The organism is Methanobrevibacter millerae (assembly GCF_900103415.1).
GTDB lineage: Archaea > Methanobacteriota > Methanobacteria > Methanobacteriales > Methanobacteriaceae > Methanocatella > Methanocatella millerae.
Window position 1 is genome coordinate 1 of record NZ_FMXB01000022.1, and the last position, 17690, is coordinate 17690.

At 39.1% G+C, this 17690-nt stretch carries 24 protein-coding genes; 5 read left to right on the forward strand and 19 right to left on the reverse strand.

The window, feature by feature from the left end; genetic code table 11:
- Window positions 1–342 precede the first annotated feature (342 nt).
- Genes F3G70_RS10285 through F3G70_RS10365 form a run of 17 tightly spaced genes read right to left on the reverse strand, consistent with a single transcriptional unit; the run spans window position 343 to window position 10200 of the window.
- Entirely contained in the window at window positions 343–1002 is a 660-nt protein-coding gene (locus F3G70_RS10285; protein ID WP_149732620.1) for a DUF5612 domain-containing protein, read from the reverse strand.
- Window positions 995–1258 (reverse strand): energy-converting hydrogenase B subunit P, encoded by a 264-nt coding sequence (locus F3G70_RS10290; protein WP_149732621.1) that lies wholly within the window; start codon window positions 1256–1258, stop codon window positions 995–997. Before F3G70_RS10290 ends, F3G70_RS10285 begins: the two co-directional genes overlap by 8 nt.
- 13 nt (window positions 1259–1271) lie before the next feature.
- The gene (locus F3G70_RS10295; RefSeq protein ID WP_149732622.1) at window positions 1272–2270 is read right to left on the reverse strand and encodes a respiratory chain complex I subunit 1 family protein; all 999 of its coding nucleotides are present in this window, start codon (window positions 2268–2270) and stop codon (window positions 1272–1274) included.
- 4 nt (window positions 2271–2274) lie between these two features.
- Complete coding sequence (locus tag F3G70_RS10300; protein WP_149732623.1) at window positions 2275–3402, reverse strand: hydrogenase large subunit; 1128 nt, start codon at window positions 3400–3402, stop codon at window positions 2275–2277.
- A 9-nt stretch (window positions 3403–3411) separates the two neighbouring features.
- On the reverse strand, window positions 3412–3858 hold the full coding sequence (locus F3G70_RS10305; RefSeq protein ID WP_149732624.1) for an NADH-quinone oxidoreductase subunit B family protein: 447 nt from the start codon (window positions 3856–3858) through the stop codon (window positions 3412–3414).
- Window positions 3859–4350, reverse strand: a complete 492-nt coding sequence (locus F3G70_RS10310) for a 4Fe-4S binding protein (RefSeq protein ID WP_149732625.1) — start codon at window positions 4348–4350, stop codon at window positions 3859–3861.
- On the reverse strand, window positions 4351–5751 hold the full coding sequence (locus F3G70_RS10315) for a 4Fe-4S binding protein (protein ID WP_149732626.1): 1401 nt from the start codon (window positions 5749–5751) through the stop codon (window positions 4351–4353).
- 13 nt (window positions 5752–5764) lie between these two features.
- On the reverse strand, window positions 5765–6013 hold the full coding sequence (locus F3G70_RS10320; RefSeq protein WP_149732627.1) for an energy-converting hydrogenase B subunit J: 249 nt from the start codon (window positions 6011–6013) through the stop codon (window positions 5765–5767).
- Window positions 6014–6484, reverse strand: coding sequence for an MnhB domain-containing protein (locus F3G70_RS10325; protein WP_149732628.1), 471 nt, complete (start codon window positions 6482–6484; stop codon window positions 6014–6016).
- The gene (locus F3G70_RS10330; protein ID WP_149732629.1) at window positions 6481–6756 is read right to left on the reverse strand and encodes an EhbH; all 276 of its coding nucleotides are present in this window, start codon (window positions 6754–6756) and stop codon (window positions 6481–6483) included. The genes F3G70_RS10325 and F3G70_RS10330 overlap by 4 nt, the downstream gene beginning before the upstream one ends.
- Window positions 6749–7084 (reverse strand): hydrogenase, encoded by a 336-nt coding sequence (locus F3G70_RS10335; protein ID WP_149732630.1) that lies wholly within the window; start codon window positions 7082–7084, stop codon window positions 6749–6751. The genes F3G70_RS10330 and F3G70_RS10335 overlap by 8 nt, the downstream gene beginning before the upstream one ends.
- Window positions 7081–8538 (reverse strand): energy conserving hydrogenase EhbF, encoded by a 1458-nt coding sequence (gene ehbF, locus F3G70_RS10340; protein ID WP_149732631.1) that lies wholly within the window; start codon window positions 8536–8538, stop codon window positions 7081–7083. Before ehbF ends, F3G70_RS10335 begins: the two co-directional genes overlap by 4 nt.
- Window positions 8531–8917: a cation:proton antiporter subunit C gene (locus tag F3G70_RS10345; protein ID WP_149732671.1), complete on the reverse strand. Its 387-nt coding sequence runs from the start codon at window positions 8915–8917 to the stop codon at window positions 8531–8533. The genes ehbF and F3G70_RS10345 overlap by 8 nt, the downstream gene beginning before the upstream one ends.
- Window positions 8917–9150 carry a hydrogenase subunit MbhD domain-containing protein gene (locus F3G70_RS10350; RefSeq protein WP_149732632.1) on the reverse strand — a complete coding sequence of 78 codons (234 nt, stop codon included), beginning with the start codon at window positions 9148–9150 and terminating at the stop codon, window positions 8917–8919. The genes F3G70_RS10345 and F3G70_RS10350 overlap by 1 nt, the downstream gene beginning before the upstream one ends.
- A gap of 1 nt (window position 9151) precedes the next feature.
- Window positions 9152–9574 (reverse strand): cation:proton antiporter, encoded by a 423-nt coding sequence (locus tag F3G70_RS10355; RefSeq protein WP_223166075.1) that lies wholly within the window; start codon window positions 9572–9574, stop codon window positions 9152–9154.
- Window positions 9574–9837, reverse strand: a complete 264-nt coding sequence (locus F3G70_RS10360) for a hypothetical protein (RefSeq protein ID WP_149732634.1) — start codon at window positions 9835–9837, stop codon at window positions 9574–9576. The genes F3G70_RS10355 and F3G70_RS10360 overlap by 1 nt, the downstream gene beginning before the upstream one ends.
- Before the next feature lie 48 nt (window positions 9838–9885).
- Window positions 9886–10200, reverse strand: a complete 315-nt coding sequence (locus F3G70_RS10365; RefSeq protein WP_149732635.1) for a monovalent cation/H+ antiporter subunit E — start codon at window positions 10198–10200, stop codon at window positions 9886–9888.
- 587 nt (window positions 10201–10787) lie between these two features.
- Here F3G70_RS10365 and F3G70_RS10370 point away from each other — a divergent pair.
- The 3 genes from F3G70_RS10370 to F3G70_RS10380 all read left to right on the forward strand — a co-directional run bounded on the left by F3G70_RS10370 (window position 10788) and on the right by F3G70_RS10380 (window position 12476).
- Complete coding sequence (locus F3G70_RS10370) at window positions 10788–11081, forward strand: hypothetical protein (RefSeq protein ID WP_149732636.1); 294 nt, start codon at window positions 10788–10790, stop codon at window positions 11079–11081.
- A gap of 68 nt (window positions 11082–11149) precedes the next feature.
- On the forward strand, window positions 11150–12112 hold the full coding sequence (locus F3G70_RS10375; protein WP_149732637.1) for an arsenic resistance protein: 963 nt from the start codon (window positions 11150–11152) through the stop codon (window positions 12110–12112).
- Window positions 12113–12203: 91 nt separating this feature from the next.
- On the forward strand, window positions 12204–12476 hold the full coding sequence (locus tag F3G70_RS10380) for a hypothetical protein (RefSeq protein WP_149732638.1): 273 nt from the start codon (window positions 12204–12206) through the stop codon (window positions 12474–12476).
- 475 nt (window positions 12477–12951) lie between these two features.
- Here the strand turns inward: F3G70_RS10380 and F3G70_RS10385 are convergent, their stop codons facing one another.
- Both F3G70_RS10385 and F3G70_RS10390 read right to left on the reverse strand, forming a co-directional pair.
- Window positions 12952–13653, reverse strand: a complete 702-nt coding sequence (locus F3G70_RS10385) for a metal-dependent hydrolase (RefSeq protein ID WP_149732639.1) — start codon at window positions 13651–13653, stop codon at window positions 12952–12954.
- 70 nt (window positions 13654–13723) lie between these two features.
- A complete protein-coding gene (locus tag F3G70_RS10390; RefSeq protein WP_149732640.1) occupies window positions 13724–14464 on the reverse strand; it encodes a succinylglutamate desuccinylase/aspartoacylase family protein in 741 nt (246 codons plus the stop codon).
- A gap of 51 nt (window positions 14465–14515) precedes the next feature.
- Here F3G70_RS10390 and F3G70_RS10395 point away from each other — a divergent pair, with 51 nt between their 5' ends.
- Both F3G70_RS10395 and F3G70_RS10400 read left to right on the forward strand, forming a co-directional pair.
- The gene (locus F3G70_RS10395; RefSeq protein WP_149732641.1) at window positions 14516–16432 is read left to right on the forward strand and encodes an IGHMBP2 family helicase; all 1917 of its coding nucleotides are present in this window, start codon (window positions 14516–14518) and stop codon (window positions 16430–16432) included.
- 72 nt (window positions 16433–16504) lie between these two features.
- Entirely contained in the window at window positions 16505–17680 is a 1176-nt protein-coding gene (locus F3G70_RS10400; protein ID WP_149732642.1) for an argininosuccinate synthase, read from the forward strand.
- Window positions 17681–17690: the final 10 nt, after the last annotated feature.

The window sequence follows — 17690 nt, forward strand, 5'->3', positions numbered from 1 at the left end:
ATAAATCTGACCAATTTTATTAATAAAAAAAAATATTCCATCAAAAAAATAATCAAAAAAAAATATCGTGATTAATCACTTTCCTACGATTATTTTATATAAACCAACACCAAAAATGAAAAGTTAATTTGTATACTGAATGTTGATTCCTACTCAAATAATTAATCAAAATAATTCATATAATCAAAAACGTATTTAAACCGTTTATTACAAACGTATACCAATACTAACACATTATAAAAAAAAACACCCCCCCCCATTGTGCAATTCATCCCCAACCTAGAAGAGGTTGGGGTATTCTTGCAATATTATGATAAAAAAGTTATTAAAAAAAGAGAAAAATCAATATTTGATTTTATCGCCCAGACGTGAGATGTCAAACACTGCCGTATCTGCAATGGACATTACCGCAATAACACCAGCCTGAATCGGATCAGTAATTATTAAATCCGCATACTGAGTGACGCTTCCGGGCATGTTAAGACAGATTACAACCAGGTCGTTTTCCTGCTTGACCTTTTTGACGGCTTCGGTAATTGCTCCCCCCATAAGGGAACCTGCAAGAACCAGCGCGCTTACACGAGGCAGCCTTGAAATGGCATCAACGGCTTCTGCAAGATTTCTTTCGCCGACTAAAGGAATGGTATCGATACTGATACGCTCACCTCGTATGTTGTGCCTGTCCGCTTCGGTGATTGCCCCCAATGCGACCTGGGAAACCTGGGCTCCGCCTCCGACAATGATGATACGCTTTCCGTAAATGTCTGACTGTGAGCCGTGAAGCTCAACTGACTTCACTTCGGAAATAGCCTTCAAATCAGCCATTAATGAATCGATATCATCGACATGCTCAAGCTCCAGATTGATTATGCCCGTATTGTCCTTTTCGACGTAAAGGTGAGTGTATGAGATATTCGTGCCGTGATTAGTTGTAACGTCAGTAATATCCTTTAATACTCCCTTTCTTTCAGCGGATTTTATAGTTATGCTATAATCAGTCATTTTCTGGCCTAACTTTATCTAATTCGGCGTGTGCCTTTTTCCACATGCGCAAATAATTATCGTCACGAGTGACTGGAATAACGTCAAGGCCCAGTTCACGATGCTCCCTAATCCATTCCTCATGGAAAACCGGTATTTCCACTTTAATCGGTTCAGAGGTTTTATTTACGACTATGAGATTCCTGTAAGGAAAATCCCATTCAACAATATAGCCTCCAAGACTTACCATGTGATATGGTCTCATAACAAATTTCATAATAATCACCTCTTTATAATAATCCAAGAACTATAGCCAATATTCCAAGCAATGTGGCTCCTAAAATTGACGGCAATAGCTGCCTGTTTGTAAATACCGGAGTAAAGGCTGAAAATATTCCCATCATGAACACGAACACCAGAACAACAAAGATATTAATCAATATCGTTGGAGACAATACCGTTGGCGGAATTCCGATGAAGAGAACTGAGAATAATACTCCCAGAGTTAACATCATGAATCCTCTTGTAATGAATACAATTGAACGGTATTTTGATGCGTATTCCATGTACGGTCCTTCAATAACGTCACATTTCGCTTTTATGATTGAAAACGGATATTCATTCAGTAAAATCATGTAGCCGATGAAAAATACTATTGCGGCTATCGCACCGGAAACAGTGAAGAGAAACGGTCCGTGAACCTGCTGGTATGCAACAATGTCCTGAAGGAAAATGCTTCTTGCCTGAGTTACCGGAGCGAACAGTGCCAGATAGAACGGGAATGAACCGTAGGTAATCATTCTAAGTGATCTTCTTGCACTGATGTCTTCAATGAATGAACGGGTAGTGTTCCGATGAGCTGCACCCTTAACCCTGTCGGGGAATGGCATCCTTACTGACATTACTGATTTTGACAGCGCACCCATCAGCACATAACAAATTTCTTCAACTTTCAAAAGCCCTACAACTGCAACGAGACTTGCCAGAGCAGGAATTGCAAACGCATAAGGAGTAATTGCAATCAGCAGGAACAATACCACAAGGAAACACAGTATCGGCAGAATCTTGTATAACGCAGGAACCGGTGAAGAAGGTTCGACGTTTTCCTTATAGAGGAACTTAATCGGCGCCATGATTCCCGGACTCGTTACCGGAGGCCCTATCCTTTGCTGAATCCTTGCGTGAATATATTTTCTTTCAATTCCCGGCAATAATGTAGAAATCACAAAGCATACAATGACAGTAGCTATGACTGCCAAAATTGAATAGATTACAGTAGTTTCAAACATTATTCTATCTCCTTATTATTTCTATTGCCCTGTCAGTACACGTAAAGCACGGGTCACACTGAACGATGCTCAACTGCGCATCAGTAATGTGATCGCCTATACATGCGTACTGCATTGCACCAATGTTTGCCATTGATGGGGTTCTTATAATGCAATGCCTTATTCTTCCGCTTTCCAATGCATATGAATGATAAAGAGTTCCCCTTGGAACTTCAATATAACTTTCAATCAAATCTGTATCGAACATTTCCCAGTCCCTGTTTACAACCTTGCCTTCAGGGATGTTTGCAACCGCCTGACGGATGATTTTTATTGATTCGAAAGATTCTAAAACCCTCATCAGCAGGTTTGACTTAACGTCACCATCAGGTTGCGTGACAACATTAAAGTCAAAGTCATCGTATTCGTACATATTGGTTCTCAAGTCCCTTGCAACGCCCGTTGCCCTTAATGTAGGGCCTGTAACGGCCAGTTTGATAGCCTGTTTTGTAGGCAATACACCAACACCAGTGATTCTTGATATCAGTATTGAATCGGCCAAAAACCTTTCGGCAAATCCTGTGAGGCCTTCCTCGAGTTTGTCCATGTCATCCTTGAGTCTCTGCAGCTTGGCTTCGTTCAAATCGCATCTTGGCCTTACTCCGCCGATAATAGGACATCCGTACTGGACCCTGTTTCCTCCAATCATTGCGAGAAGCTCCATTACGATTTCCCTTAAGTAGAATACCCTCATGGAAAAGGTTTCGTGAGCTACCGTTTCGCATCCGTGAGCCAGATAAAGGAAATGTGAGTGCAGCCTTTCAAGCTCTCCCATTATGACCCTGATATAGGTTGCCCTTTCGGGAAGTTCGATGTCAAGGCCTATCTCGGCGGTTCTGCATGAATTCCATACGTGTGAATTTGAGCAGATCCCGCAGATCTTTTCGGTAAGGGCGTTTCCCTTTTCAACAGGTAGCCCTTCCATTATCCTTTCGATACCTCTGTGATTAACCCCTATGGTTATTTCGGCTTCCTGGACGATTTCGTCTTCTACAAAAAGCCTTACCCTATAGGGTTCCAATGCGGCCGGGTGAACCGTACCCAATGGAATTTCAGTTTCTATAATATTGCTTCTTGGTACTTTTTCCTCCATTTAACTCACCTAATCCGCATCCAATAATATCGGTAACAATGATACCACTCCGGCTAAAACGTCTTGAGGCCTTACTGCACATCCTGGGATTTTTGCAGTGACAGGTATGACGTTTTCAACCGGCCCTTCAATTTCCTCCGATGGAATGTCTCCATGGATGTTCTTGTACACGCCGCCCATAAGCGCACAGCTTCCGGCGGCAACAACCAGTTTCGGTTCTGGAATGGCTTCATAAATGGCTTCCAGAGGTTTCCTGTTCAAGTGGGTGACCGGTCCCGTTACAACCAGAACGTCGGCTTCACGAGGATTCCAGGTCAGGAAAACCTTATACTGCTCAATATCAAATCTCGGAGACAATACTGAATTTACAATTTCAATATCGCAGCCATTGCATCCGCCCGTATAAACCAGCATGATATGAATTGCTCTTGCTCTTGAAAAAGATTTAATACTCATTTATTCACCATCCTCTCTATTTTTAATTACTGTCTTGTCTGAAAGATAAGCAGAAATAACTTTAAGTTTGTCTTCTGAAATTTTAAACGGCTGTGCCATCAGTTCGCTGACGTTGACTTCCTGGTCTCCAACACAAGCCGGATGAATCGTTCCCTTTTCACCGTAAAGTGAATATATAGGACAGAAATCATGACAATAATAACAGACTATGCATTTTTCAAGATTAATTTCAGGTACTTGAGTCTTTACCCAATCGTCGGTTATCTTAACCGGCGCTGCCAGATTCTTCATCTCAATGGCATGGGTAGGACAGGCATTGGAACATCCTGCACATCCTATGCATGCAGTCTCGTCCACTCTGTCATCCACTTCAACAGAAAGGGTAGCAATCTGATTTCTCATTTCCATATCGGTTACCCTGTCTGCGGCGAAAAAGATTCTTTTAAAGTTAGTAAATGCTCCTTCCAAAGCTACTTTTAACATACTTCTCATTTAAATACCCTCTATTGAATCTTTAAAGTTTCTCTCGAATAAAAATGCGTTTGCAGGACAGCTGTTTTTACATGCTCCACAATATTCACATTTTTCTTCATTAACTACATAATTACCGTCAATTTCATCAATTGCCTCATAAGGACAGACTTTATGACACAAACCGCAATGCATGCACAGTTTCTGTTCGATGAAGTTGAATCCTCCATCGATTTTTGCCTTATACATCGTGGTTTTAGGAATCGCATTAACAGGACAGTGAACTGCACAGTTTTCACATAATATACATTTTTCAAGATCCACTGAAATCGTGCCCCTGTTCAAGGTGATTGCGTCTTCCTGACAAACTTCACAGCATATTCCGCATGAAATGCAGTCCTCTGATACAGTTCCGTCCCAGCTTGCAACCATGTATGACCTTGCCTTTGCAACGTCACAGACCTGGACACACTTTCCGCAGCTTACGCAGAACCCGGCAAGGGCTGGAAACTCTGTTTCATCGAACTCGTCGTAAACGAACATCTCCTCGTCCTCATGAAGAGAAGTTACAGGACAGTGGTCGATAGCTGTATCATGGGTTGAATCCACGTCCTTTGTCGGATCGTATCTTAACCTGCCGTCAACTTTAACTAATGAGCCGTTTTCACATAGGTCTGCGCACAATCCGCAGTTAAGGCATGAAACCAGGTATCCATTCGGCTTCTGATTAATCTTGTTTACAATCAGTTCGAAGTCGTCCACGGATATGGCGTTGTTAGGACAGGCCTTCATACAGTTGAGACAAAGGGTACAGGTTGACTTGTTGACAATCTGGTTCTTGTTCATGGAACCGTTCGGACAGACGTCACTGCAGATTCTGCATTCGCTGCAGATTCCTTCATCTCTGTCCAGGACAACATCAATGGCGTTGACAGGACAGTGCTCTGAGCATCTTCCGCAGAAAATACACTTGTCGAAGTCCGTTCCGAAATAGGCTCTTGTAACCTCTTTAATCTTATTTGACTTTTTGGGAATGTCGTCATAGCTTGGAAGCAGAATGTTCATTGATTCTATGAAATTGATTTGCTTTTCGCGGGTGAATTCAGCTCCGTCAACTCTTGAAGGGCAGACTTCACTGCAAACGCCGCAGCGTGAACATATTCCGTAAACAACGCCGTCATCAATGTGAATGTTGTTTGTAGGACAGTTGTACATGCACATTCCGCAGCCGTTACATTTGGCCCTGTCCACAACGTATCCTCCATAAATATTTTGGAAAATGGCGTCGTTAGGACAGTTCTTGAAGCATATTCCGCAAGTAAGACAGCTGAACGCTTTTCCATTGATTAAACGGATAGCTTTTGTAGGACATTGCTTAATACATTCTCCTTTTCCTTCACATGCATTAGTTGATAAAAACATTCATGACCCTCCTTTAGCTGCTCCTTGCAAATATTAATTTCGACAACAATATACCAATCAGGGCAAATACAAATCCTCTTGCTACAGGCAATTTATCATAAAACGGGAATTCGCCCAATTGCCATGCTACAATCAGTCCGGCAATAATTATTATTACGTAAGAGGCTGCGGTGAACTTCGTATCCTTTATGTTTCCGGTTTTTATCTGGGATCCTACGACCATTCCAAAGAGCAAACCGAAAATCATTGGTCCGTATATCATCTAATCCACATCCTCCTCAGTTAATTTCTTAAATCCGGCAAATGCAATAGCTATTGCGCTTAAACCGGCAAACACCTTCAAACCTACAAATATGTTGAGGTAAGGAATGATACCTGCATTTGTAGTGTCGGGATAGTGGAAAATGCTTTGGATTGAAGCCGGAATGATGTTGAAGACATCGGCTCCGACATTGTAGAGGAAGAATCCTCCTGCAAATAATCCGACAAGTCCCAAAACGATGTAGCCTAATGCGCCGACTGATTCGAATATTTCTATATAGGTATGTGAAAATTCCATTGGAGAATTTCCCAGCCCGTAAACGAGAAGTGAGAATATTACTCCTGAGGCAATCATTGCTCCTCCCTGGAAACCTCCTCCAGGAGTTATATGTCCTCCGAGAATCGTCATTATACCTAAACAAATTAAAATGATTGAAATAGGCAAAGCTATTAACTTAAGAATCTGACTCATTGTTTGCCCCCCAATTTTCCTCTGCCGAATACCAGCAATACTACCAGACCGGCACTTAACAGAATGATTGATTCACCAAGGGTATCATAGCCCCTGAAATCGAAAATTACCATCGTTACCATGTTCGGCGTGACCTGAGTTCCCAAAGCGTTATAGATATTGCTTACACCGGGAGTGATCATGTCGCTTATGTGATAAACGGCGTCAAACAACGTAACTGACAATACTGCAGTTATTACCGCAGCGAATAAGTTTCTAACATTATTAGACAAGGACACCACCCCAGTACAGGAATATTACAATTAATCCTAAGGTAATAATTGCATAGAATAACATCTTCTCCAGCGAATCCTCCTGTTCAATTTTGAATTTAGGAATTAGAGGAATGTTGCATATCAATACGATAGCCAGTATTAATGTAACGAAGCCTGCAAGCAGGACGTTAATGTGCCTGAGCAGAAGTGAAGCTATTACCAGTGAAACTATAAGAAATATTTCTGCAGTAATGCTTCCTGAAACGTCAGCATTCGTTACAGGGCCCGGAGAGAAGAGTTCCTTAAACTTCTTGACTACATAAAAGATTTGATCGTAAAGCTTCATAGTAACATACCTCCAACGTAATTGGAAATTCCGCTCGTTACGATATCTGGGAATATACCCAATGCCAGGATAATAATTAATAAAACTGCCATTGCAAATACCATTGCCTTTGGAACTTCCTTGTCAACTACTTCCAGATCGTGTGGCTTTGGCCTTAAAAACATCACATAGAAGGTTTTTACGAATACCACAAATGTTGCGATGCTGACCATGATTGCCAGAATGGACAGTTCCGGATAGCCGCAGCTTAAGGAAGCCTGAACAAGCATTAATTTTGACTGGAAACCGCTTAGCGGAGGTACACCAGCCATTGCAAGACCGCCGATTAAAAGCATTATGCCCACTTTAGGGTGATATGCCAAAAGGCCTCCCAATTTACGGGTGTCCACCTCGTTGGTGGCGTTTACTATAGCTCCGAATCCTATGAATAATAATGCGGTAATCACTATTTCGTTCAATGCCTGGAAAAGACCTGCGGTCAGGGCAAACTGGGTTCCAAGACCTATACCCAATCCGATAAAACCGAGCTCTCCGACAGCCAGAAATCCAATCATACGCCTGAAGTCGGTCTGCATCAGCGCAAGGGATACGCCCAAAATCATTGCAAGAACTGAAAACAGTACGATGAGAACTTCAAATATAGGCAATGATGAGAATATCCTGAACATTATCATTACTATTGAAATCATTGAAATGACCGTAAATGACTGAAGCAGAGCCGCTCCGTGAGGTTCCGCCTTACTGTAGATTCCTGATTTGATTGTGTGGAACGGAGGCAGACCTGATGCGTAGAGCCATCCGAAGAAGATAAGGCCTAAAGCTGCCAGGAACACCGGAGATGCCACATTTAAAAGTCCTCCATGGACTATTGCTACGATGTCTGTCACGTTAACGGTACCGGTCATTGCAAGCAGGAATCCGATACCCAAAAGCATCATAGGGCTTCCGATTGATCCTAAAATCATGTACTTTAAAGCCATTTCATAACTGTAATCTATTGATGAGGCAGCTACAATACCCACCTGAGCCAGAGCAAGTATTTCAAAGAATACGAACATGTGGAAAATGTCGTCTGTAAGCATTAATGCCGTTACTGCAGCCGTACCCATGAACAGCAGGAAGAGATATGGTCCTGAAACTTTCTTATATTTGGTTAAATAGATAAATACAACCAGGAAAGTCAGAATTCCAACAGCTCCTATGAATATCTGCTGCAGGAAGTCAAAGGAATACGTGATTGCCGGATGATAGACGATGTTTGTGATATTGTCAACAATCGGCTCATATCCTCCGAAGTAATGCAGTCCGTAGTTTGACAGCAACGGAATTAAAGGCAGACAGAGTGCAACGACAAATGCCAAAGCCTTAATGAGCTTGTCGTATTTTGAAAATGCGCTTAAAAGCAAGGCTGCCATCATAGGAACAATAACCATCAATGGAATTAATTCATTCATCGTATTCCTCCTGTTTTGATGTGTCAGCCAGCATTACACTGGTGCTTAAGGTTCCGTATTTTCTGTATAGAACCATGACCAGGGCAAGCATAACCGCCAAGGTAGAAGCTCCGATAACGATGCTGGTAAGAACCAGACCGTAAGGAAGAGGATAGGACGCATTCTGTGCAAACCATGTTGCGTTCATATCCGGCAGGATAATAGGAACGATTCCGCCCGCCTTATAGCCTATTCCAACTATGAACAGGTTAGCTCCCTCTTCAATGAAGCTGATACCGATAATTTTCTTGATAATGTTATCCACAAAGATAGCTGCATAAAGGCCGATTACAACCAGAGCAACTGACGTTAACAATATGATTAGCTGAATGTCCGCCATCATGCATCACTCCTCTGGGTTTTCTTAACCGCCAAAGCTAAAAATACAGGAATGATGACCGCACATACAATGGCCTGGGTCAGGGCAACATCCGGCGCAAGCAGTACCTGGAAGAGAACCGCCATTGCTCCTCCGGAAAATCCTGTCAGTATTGCTGCCTTAAGCAGATCTTTCTGAACAAGAGCAAGAATTGCACTTATAATAATTATAATCATCAATATAATCTCTAACATCTTACTCCTCCTCAATCTCTAAAGTTGAAAAAGTGAAACGTTCATCGGCTTTTAGTTTTTCAGAGTCTTCGCTTTCCAGTTCCTGAATCTTGGACTTGTGATGAACGAAAGGATTTGCATCATCAATTTCCTCTTCAACTTCGCCTAATTTGGCGTTATTTTCAACATCCTCACTTTTATAAAATGCATTAGCGATTGCGTGGGCTGTAAATGGTGCCAGAACAAAGTAAATTCCGGCAAGCAGGTATTGTCCTAATCCGATCATTGCTATGACGCAGGCAATATCAAAAACACCTACAATATGAATTCTACCATAAACAACGTTTTTCATATCTTTTGGAAGACTTACCATACCAACGGCAGCCACTATCATCAGGAAGGCTGCGATAATAAGGAGTGCAGATTGTATATACTCAACAATCATCAATTATCGCCTCCCGCAACAATGGCAAAAGCAACAGTACCTACAAATCCAAAGAATATTAAAGCTAATGATATATCCCTATAAAAAGCGAGATTATACAAATCTCCTCCGACAAGCAAAACCATGGCAAAGGCTACAACTACCACGGAACTGCCAAGCAATCCCATTGCAGCGCCCTTGTAAGCGCTTGCCCTTAGAGCTGCAAGCATTATTACAATGATTGCAATGATTAAAATATATTTTGAAATAATCAATATGTCCATTAGTATCCCACTCGTATTAATTTAAATAAAAGAAGAGTCATTACTTAGCTATTCTAACATCTTCTTAATATATGGTTCAAAAGGAATGATATCCTCTTTACTTCTTGGAGAAATAGCAGCTACTTTAATAATTTGATTTTCAGAGTCTAAATCAACAGATAATGTTCCTGGAGTTAAAGAAATACTGTTGGCCAAAATGGTCTGGGAAACAGGTCTCTCTAAAACTGTTTCAACATCGATAACTACAGGATTAATATCTCTTCTCATAATCTTATTAAAAACGACGTCAATCGTTGATTTAATAATTTCGTAAATAAGGTCTAAGAAATAAATAATTCCATAACCGATTCTAGTCAAAAACATTAAACAAGCTCCATTTCATTTGATTTTTAAGTCAAAAAATTGACTATATAAATATACAGTATTATTTATCATGATTATTTATTATAAATGTATGCTTTTGTCATGAAAATCTATTGAAAAATTTCATTAAAATGAAGTAAAATTCAAATAACACTGTTAAATTATCCGAAAAAATTATTTGATGTTAAAAAATTCTTAATAAGTAATTTGAAAAAGGTATTACTAATGAAATTATGAAAAAGGTAAAAATAAAAATTCCTTTTTTCAAACGTTTGAATTACCTGCTTAAGGCAATATTATAAACACCAGGTAAAATTAATGCGTGAATGGAATAGTATTAATGTTTATTTTCATGAAATAAGTCCGTAAAAGCGGATTTTAAAAAAGTGTTTTCCATCACCCATTCAGCCTTAGAATGATTATTAATGCCCGGAAAGTGAAATAAAAAAATTCTCAGATGAGGGTAATATTGCTCTAGGGATGTGAAATTGCTCTGAAAAATAACTGACTAGTTTATATATGATGAAATCGGACAATCAAGCATGAACACTGAAAAAAACATAATGATAAAGCAAATAACTAAGATTATGAATGATGGATATGGCGAAAAAACAACAATAAAATGTATGATGTCTTTAAATGGACAAGAGCCTGAACTGCATGAAATCGGTTCTGTAAAAGACTTTAAAAGCAAATACAGAAATGACGTATTTGAAAAGGTCTATGAGGATGAAAAGGGAGTAATAATTGATTGCAGGATCCATGAGTTTCGCCCTACCGCAGAAGAACTGATAAACTATTCCGAATATTGGGAAGAACTGTCACAGGCATTCAACAAGCCGGTGAGCCCAGTATTCATCATACATGGAGAGAAGAAATAATTCTCTGCCAAAAACTATTATATACCATTCCAGACAAATTTAGTTATACCTAAATTAAAGGTGTTGGAATGGAATTAATAGAGAAATTAGAACCGGTAATATTATTGTCTGCAATAGCCATTGGATTGATTTTAAGCAATGTGGATTTTTTAGCAGACAATACCGGAAATTTAATTAATCTGTTCCTGTGCCTGATGCTATACGGGCTCTTTTTGGAAGTTCCCCTTAAAGACCTGAAAAAAAGCTTTAAAAACGTTAAATTCACACTTACAAGCCTTATAATTAACTTTATCTGGACGCCGCTATTCGGTTATTTTTTAGGAAATCTCTTCATTAACGGAAACGTTGACATTTTCATCGGATTTTTTATGCTCATACTGACCCCATGTACCGACTGGTATCTGGTATTTACCAAAATGGCCAAAGGAGACCTTAACTTAAGCCTTTCAATACTTCCGATTAATTTAATCCTGCAAATAATACTGCTTCCCGTTTATCTTATACTCTTTTTCTCAAGCGGAAATTCAATCAATTATTCTGATCTGGTCTATTCATTAGTGATAGTAATCGTGATTCCATTTATGTTAGCCCAGATTACCAAATTAATATTGAACAATGATTTAAAGCAAAAAGCCACCGGATTCTTTTCAAAATATCAAATTCTGTTTTTAGCTTTGGCTGTCTTTGCAATATTCAACAGTCAGGGAAATCTCTTATTTGAAAACCTGAATTCCCTTTTAACAATATTTATTCCGTTAATCGCATTTTTTGCCTCAAACACCATAATTGACTTGCTCTTATCCGAGCAGATCCATTTCACCTATGAGGAATATGCAAGCCTGACCATGACCACTCTAGCCCGGAATTCACCGTTGGCTCTGGCAATTGCAATAAATTCATTTCCAGGACGTGAATTAATAGCCATTGCCCTTGTAATAGGGCCTCTGATTGAACTGCCTGTTCTTTATATTGTTTCAAGATTTGTATTGTACATTAAAAACTCAGGATTGTTTTTCGTCTGCAGACTCTAAACCTGAGGAAATTTAAGTAATATCTGAAATTATTAATTCGCAAAATTAATAATCCTTGAATTACATATTTGTTAATGGAGTGTTACAATTTGTGTCTGAAAAAACAATAATTCATGATGAAATGATAGAAACACAATTAAAAGTAAAATCCAATAAATTAAACATCACAATATCCGAATTAATCAACAGATACATTAAACGAGGTTTGTATATGGACGATTATTATGAACCTCCAAAACTTTCCAGAGAAGAACTGTTAGAAATTAGCAGGAAAGAAGTAGAAAAAGATAAGAAAAGAGGGATTCAACCAAAAAAGCATAATTTTGATGTTTTTGTTGGTAGATGGAACAAATTTGATGATTAATGACGATTTTATGATTTTCTTGATACAGATTATTTCAAAGATTAATTGGCAAGAAAGATATTCATCACCATGATTAAATTCTATTAACTATGGAGATTGCACAATCATCAATACGATGATGAACATAGGAATTAGACAGATTGTATCATTTGATAGTGATTTTAAAAAAATAAACTCATTTAACGTGATTTCTAGTGTTTAGGAGATACTGATATGACTTTAGAATACAAAATTGAAGATAAAAAACTTAAAAAAATGGCAGAAAAAAAGCTCAAGAACTTAATGTGAGCGTTGATGAGCTAATATGGGGATATATTAACCGAGGTTAAATTGATGATAATTTTGATGAAGAAGTATTCAACAAAGTCCACTCTGAAAAGTTTTTAAAAGAAGTTGATAATGCATTGGGCTTTGTATAAGCTTTTTTTAATTTTATCACATTTTTCTCCATTTATCTTTTTTTTACAACCGTTAATTAAATCCGAACATAATTTTCAAACAATGAAAATAGCATCGGTGCCCTGACGAAAACCGCCAAAACAATCAAAACGAATATTGACACCATTGCAAAGTTCTTATGATAGTCATTTTGGGATATCGGAGCAAAGAGCTTAACTCCTGCAGGCGTTGTCGCATCAAGAACGCTGTGTGAAAAGATGCCTAAAAACAATGCCAATACTATCTGAACATATGAAATCTCAAATGTCTGCAGGACAACCACTGAAATGAAAAACAATGGTATGAATATAGGCAATAACCTTTTATTCAAAAATAAAAAGCTTAAAAGGGCAATGAGAATCGCAATCAGGTAGTTGTTTGGAAGAACTGTCACATTAATTAACAGTTCCCATGCCCATATCAGTATTAATGAAACGGCTGAAGTCAATATTAATATTCCAGGGATAGAATGGGTAAAACTTCTGTGTTCAGAGAAATAAAAGGTTACGCCTAGAAATACAATTATCAGACCTAAATAATAAGGTAATTTTAGGATATACAGTGATATAAACACCAGCAATCCCAAAATTATCATCTTATAGGCATTCTCTACCCTGACCTTATGGTCGAAATCAGGTATATTTGCACCAATCACTGTTAAAGCAATTATTAGAGGATTAAAAGAAAATAGCAATGCCAGAATTAATGCAAACAGAGTATGACCTTTGTATGAAGACAATTTTATCACCTTATAGATATTAACTTATAAATATATTAATAAGTAAATTGTGGTAGCGCGTGATAAGTATTCAGAAGCCGAAATAAGCGAGAAAACTCTTCATCTGTTCTAATGATTTCTCAAAGCTTCCCTTTCCGATTGATGCGAAAGGAGAGACCACTTCACAAGTAATGGCCGGTATTCCCCTTAAGTTGCATACGTCTTCAACCGCACCCTTATACTGGGAGCCTGCAACGTCAAAGGAAATGATTTCGCTTCCGACCTCATCCGAAATATAGTTGGCCATCAAAAAACTTTCAGGAGAAGGATTTTTAGATGAAAATACCGCTTCAAAGCCCGGATTGCTGTTGTATGCAGTTGAGTGAAAGTCAGCTACAAAGTCGATTTTGAGCTCTTCAATGACGTTAATTATCTTGTTGCTTAATGAATTGGCCATATGTGCGGCCCGGTTTAAATCAACGGAATTGAATGTTCTTTCATTGTTCATTGTTGACTTTGGAGAGGCAATAGGAATGAAATAGACCGTATTATTCAAATCGACTTCAATCAGTTCATTGAATAATGTCAGACATGCCTTTTGGGGAGGCAATTCGTTTCCATGGATTCCGGATAAAATAAGCAGCTTTTTTCCTGAATTGCCCAATTTAAAGATTGGAGTTCCGTAAACACATGACTGCAGAACGAATTTGGTCAGCGGAGTCAGTTCCATCTCGTCAAAGATATGTTTGTTTCTTGAAACATATCCTTTTGATAAGAAAGTAACGTAACTCATCTCAACATTGTCAAAATCTTCAAGCATATCGAAATCCATATTTACTAATTGAATCAAAGTCTTATTTAATATTTTTAGTTCGTGATAAAATTGAAAAAATACATTAAAAAACTGATAAAATTTGTTAATTATGAACGGGAAGCCGAAATAGAGTTAATGGTTTCGGAAATAGAAAAGATGTCCGGTGAAAAAAGGGAAGAATTGGGCAGAGCCATTAATAAAGTCAAAGGAAAGTATCTGGGAAAGGAACTGGGCTTAAACATCGTTCAATTCGGAAGAAGGGAAATCATCGATACCGAAATAAGCGTCGGAGACATGATTTTAGTAAGCACAGGCAATCCCTTAAGAAGCGACTTGACCGGAACGGTTACAGAAAAGGGAGCAAGATACATAAAGGTCGCATTTGACCATCGCGTTCCCAAATGGGCATTGAAGAAAAAGGTAAGACTTGATTTATATGCAAACGACATCACTTTCAGAAGAATGGAGGACAATCTGAATCATTTAAGCCTGAAAGGAAAGAATGCTTTGGAATACAGCTTAAACAAAAGGGATCCGAAGCACAATAAAGATAACATTTACATTGACTTTATCGACCAGTCATTGAACAAATCCCAGAAAAAGGCCATTAAGGAGAGTCTTTCAAGCCAGAACTTCTTTTTGATACACGGTCCTTTCGGAACGGGAAAAACCAGGACTTTGGTTGAGCTGATTTCACAGGAAGTTAGGCAAAAAAGAAAAGTCCTTGCAACCGCCGAAAGCAATGCGGCCGTTGACAATATCGTCGAAAGGCTTGTTTTGAATGAAAAGTTAAAAATTACACGATTAGGCCATCCGCAAAGAGTATCGAAGGACAATATCAAATATACGTTAGCCTATAAAGTTGAAAATCATGATTTAAACGATAAAATCAAAAGAATACATAAAAAGATTGATAAACTGATTGAAAAGAGAAGCGGCTTTACCAAGCCTACCCCCCAGTACAGGAGAGGCTTTTCAGACCATGACATTTTATACTATGCCTCCAAGGGAAAGGGCGGACGTGGAATAAGCCCTGATAAAATGAAATCAATGGCTAACTGGCTTGATTACAACCTGGAAATCGATGAATTGCATGATGAAATAAAAAGGATTGAAAACAAGATGATTAAAGACATCATCGAGGAAAGCAATGTCATCCTATCCACGAATTCATCAGCGGCTCTTGAAAGCATTTCCCAGACCAAGTTCGATGTGGTAATCATTGATGAGGCTTCACAGGCAACGATTCCAAGTGTATTAATACCAATAGCTAAAGCACGCAGGTTCATACTGGCAGGAGACCACAAGCAGCTTCCGCCGACGATAATAAGCGACAAGGCCCATGAGCTGGAAGACACCTTATTCGAGTCATTGATTGAAAAGTATCCGCAGAAGTCACAGCTTTTAAACGTTCAGTACCGCATGAACAAAGTATTGATGGAGTTTCCAAACTCCGAGTTTTACGCAAACAAGCTTAAAAGCGATTCAAACGTTGACAACATTAACTTAAAAGACATTTCAGACGTCGAGGATGACGATGCGTTACTGTTCATTGACACCTGCGACTTGGACACTCACGAAAAGCACTTAAAGGATTCAAAGTCAATCGTCAATCACGTTGAGGCAAGAATCGCCCTTAAGGTGGCGAACGATTACGTTAATGCGGGCATTGATGAAAAGGATATTGGAATTATAAGCCCATATGCAGATCAGGTCAAGTTAATATCCGAAAAGACCGATATCGAAGTCAAGACGGTTGACGGTTTTCAGGGACGGGAAAAGGAAATCATTATTATTTCAACTGTTAGAAGCAATGACTATGGGCAAATCGGATTTTTAAAGGACTTGAGACGTTTGAACGTTGCAATAACACGTGCAAAACGTAAATTAATCATTATAGGAAACAGCAATACGCTAAAATCCAATGCGACATACGAACGCCTCATTGATTTTGTCGAAGCAAAGGATTTGAGAGTTATTATTTAGTCCTAATTCGCAACATATTATATACTATTAAAGACATAATTCATTATGTTAATTCATTTTTATGGTGATTATATGGACAAAGTAGTCTTGGCATTCAGCGGTGGATTGGACACCTCTGTCTGCGTTAAATTATTAGAAGAAAAATATGATGTAGAAGTAATTACTGCTTGTGTAGATGTAGGACAAGGCGATGAAGAGATTGAAAAAGCAGAAAAAATGGCTGCCACCATTGGAACCGGAAAACACTACACAATTGACGCTAAAGAAGAATTTGCAAATGAATATATAGCAAGAGGAATTAAGGCAAACGCCGAATATGAAGGATATCCGTTAAGTACTGCGCTTGCAAGACCTTTAATAGCTCAAAAAATCATTGAAGTGGCTGAAAAGGAAGGCGCAACCGCAATTGCACACGGATGTACCGGAAAAGGAAACGACCAATTCAGGTTTGAAGCCGTAATCCTTGCAATGTCCGATTTGGACATCATTGCTCCAATCAGGGAATTGAACCTTACAAGAACTGAAGAGCAGGCTTATGCTGAAGAAAAAGGCATCAAATTAAACTACGAAAAGATTTACAGTATCGATGAAAACATCTGGGGAAGATCCATCGAAGGAGGAAACCTCGAAGACCCTGCAAACGAACCTCCTGAAGACATCTACGAATGGACCAAATCCTGGGAGGAAGCTAACGATGAACCTCAAAAGGTCACCATCGAGTTCGAGGAAGGTATTCCTGTAGCTATTGACGGTGAAATGATGCCATTAATCGATTTAATCAAGAAAGCTAATGAAATAGCTGGAGACAACGGAATCGGAAGAGTCGACACCATCGAAAACAGGATGATCGGACTTAAAAGCCGTGAAAACTACGAAGTTCCTGGAGCAAAATTATTAATTGCAGCTCACCAGGCCTTGGAAGAGCTTGTTTTAACTACTGACGAGTTAAGGTTCGCAGAATACATGTCTACCCTTTACGCTGACTTGGTATACAGAGCATTATGGCAGGAACCTTTAAGGGAAGACCTGGACCAGGCCTTTGACAGCATGCAGCAAAGGGTCAGCGGTGAAGTCACTATGAAACTCTTTAAGGGCTCAATCCAGCCGTTAATCAGAAAATCACCTTTCAGCCTCCACAGCATCGAACAGATTACCTTTGAAGACAAGGACACTGACCAGAGAGAAGTTGAAGGTATGATCAAATACCACGGTCTTCAGGCCGCAAATTATCAAAAATTAAACAGATAGCTTTAATGAG

Excerpts from the sequence above, each read along its gene's own strand:
- F3G70_RS10285 (WP_149732620.1), bottom strand. The coding sequence starts at position 1,002 with ATGACTGATTATAGCATAACTATAAAATCCGCTGAAAGAAAGGGAGTA.
- F3G70_RS10290 (WP_149732621.1), bottom strand. The coding sequence starts at position 1,258 with ATGAAATTTGTTATGAGACCATATCACATGGTAAGTCTTGGAGGCTAT.
- F3G70_RS10295 (WP_149732622.1), bottom strand. The coding sequence starts at position 2,270 with ATGTTTGAAACTACTGTAATCTATTCAATTTTGGCAGTCATAGCTACT.
- F3G70_RS10300 (WP_149732623.1), bottom strand. The coding sequence starts at position 3,402 with ATGGAGGAAAAAGTACCAAGAAGCAATATTATAGAAACTGAAATTCCA.
- F3G70_RS10305 (WP_149732624.1), bottom strand. The coding sequence starts at position 3,858 with ATGAGTATTAAATCTTTTTCAAGAGCAAGAGCAATTCATATCATGCTG.
- F3G70_RS10310 (WP_149732625.1), bottom strand. The coding sequence starts at position 4,350 with ATGAGAAGTATGTTAAAAGTAGCTTTGGAAGGAGCATTTACTAACTTT.
- F3G70_RS10315 (WP_149732626.1), bottom strand. The coding sequence starts at position 5,751 with ATGTTTTTATCAACTAATGCATGTGAAGGAAAAGGAGAATGTATTAAG.
- F3G70_RS10320 (WP_149732627.1), bottom strand. The coding sequence starts at position 6,013 with ATGATATACGGACCAATGATTTTCGGTTTGCTCTTTGGAATGGTCGTA.
- F3G70_RS10325 (WP_149732628.1), bottom strand. The coding sequence starts at position 6,484 with ATGAGTCAGATTCTTAAGTTAATAGCTTTGCCTATTTCAATCATTTTA.
- F3G70_RS10335 (WP_149732630.1), bottom strand. The coding sequence starts at position 7,084 with ATGAAGCTTTACGATCAAATCTTTTATGTAGTCAAGAAGTTTAAGGAA.
- ehbF (WP_149732631.1), bottom strand. The coding sequence starts at position 8,538 with ATGAATGAATTAATTCCATTGATGGTTATTGTTCCTATGATGGCAGCC.
- F3G70_RS10345 (WP_149732671.1), bottom strand. The coding sequence starts at position 8,917 with ATGGCGGACATTCAGCTAATCATATTGTTAACGTCAGTTGCTCTGGTT.
- F3G70_RS10350 (WP_149732632.1), bottom strand. The coding sequence starts at position 9,150 with ATGTTAGAGATTATATTGATGATTATAATTATTATAAGTGCAATTCTT.
- F3G70_RS10355 (WP_223166075.1), bottom strand. The coding sequence starts at position 9,574 with ATGATTGTTGAGTATATACAATCTGCACTCCTTATTATCGCAGCCTTC.
- F3G70_RS10360 (WP_149732634.1), bottom strand. The coding sequence starts at position 9,837 with ATGGACATATTGATTATTTCAAAATATATTTTAATCATTGCAATCATT.
- F3G70_RS10365 (WP_149732635.1), bottom strand. The coding sequence starts at position 10,200 with ATGTTTTTGACTAGAATCGGTTATGGAATTATTTATTTCTTAGACCTT.
- F3G70_RS10370 (WP_149732636.1), top strand. The coding sequence starts at position 10,788 with ATGAATGATGGATATGGCGAAAAAACAACAATAAAATGTATGATGTCT.
- F3G70_RS10375 (WP_149732637.1), top strand. The coding sequence starts at position 11,150 with ATGGAATTAATAGAGAAATTAGAACCGGTAATATTATTGTCTGCAATA.
- F3G70_RS10390 (WP_149732640.1), bottom strand. The coding sequence starts at position 14,464 with ATGGATTTCGATATGCTTGAAGATTTTGACAATGTTGAGATGAGTTAC.
- F3G70_RS10400 (WP_149732642.1), top strand. The coding sequence starts at position 16,505 with ATGGACAAAGTAGTCTTGGCATTCAGCGGTGGATTGGACACCTCTGTC.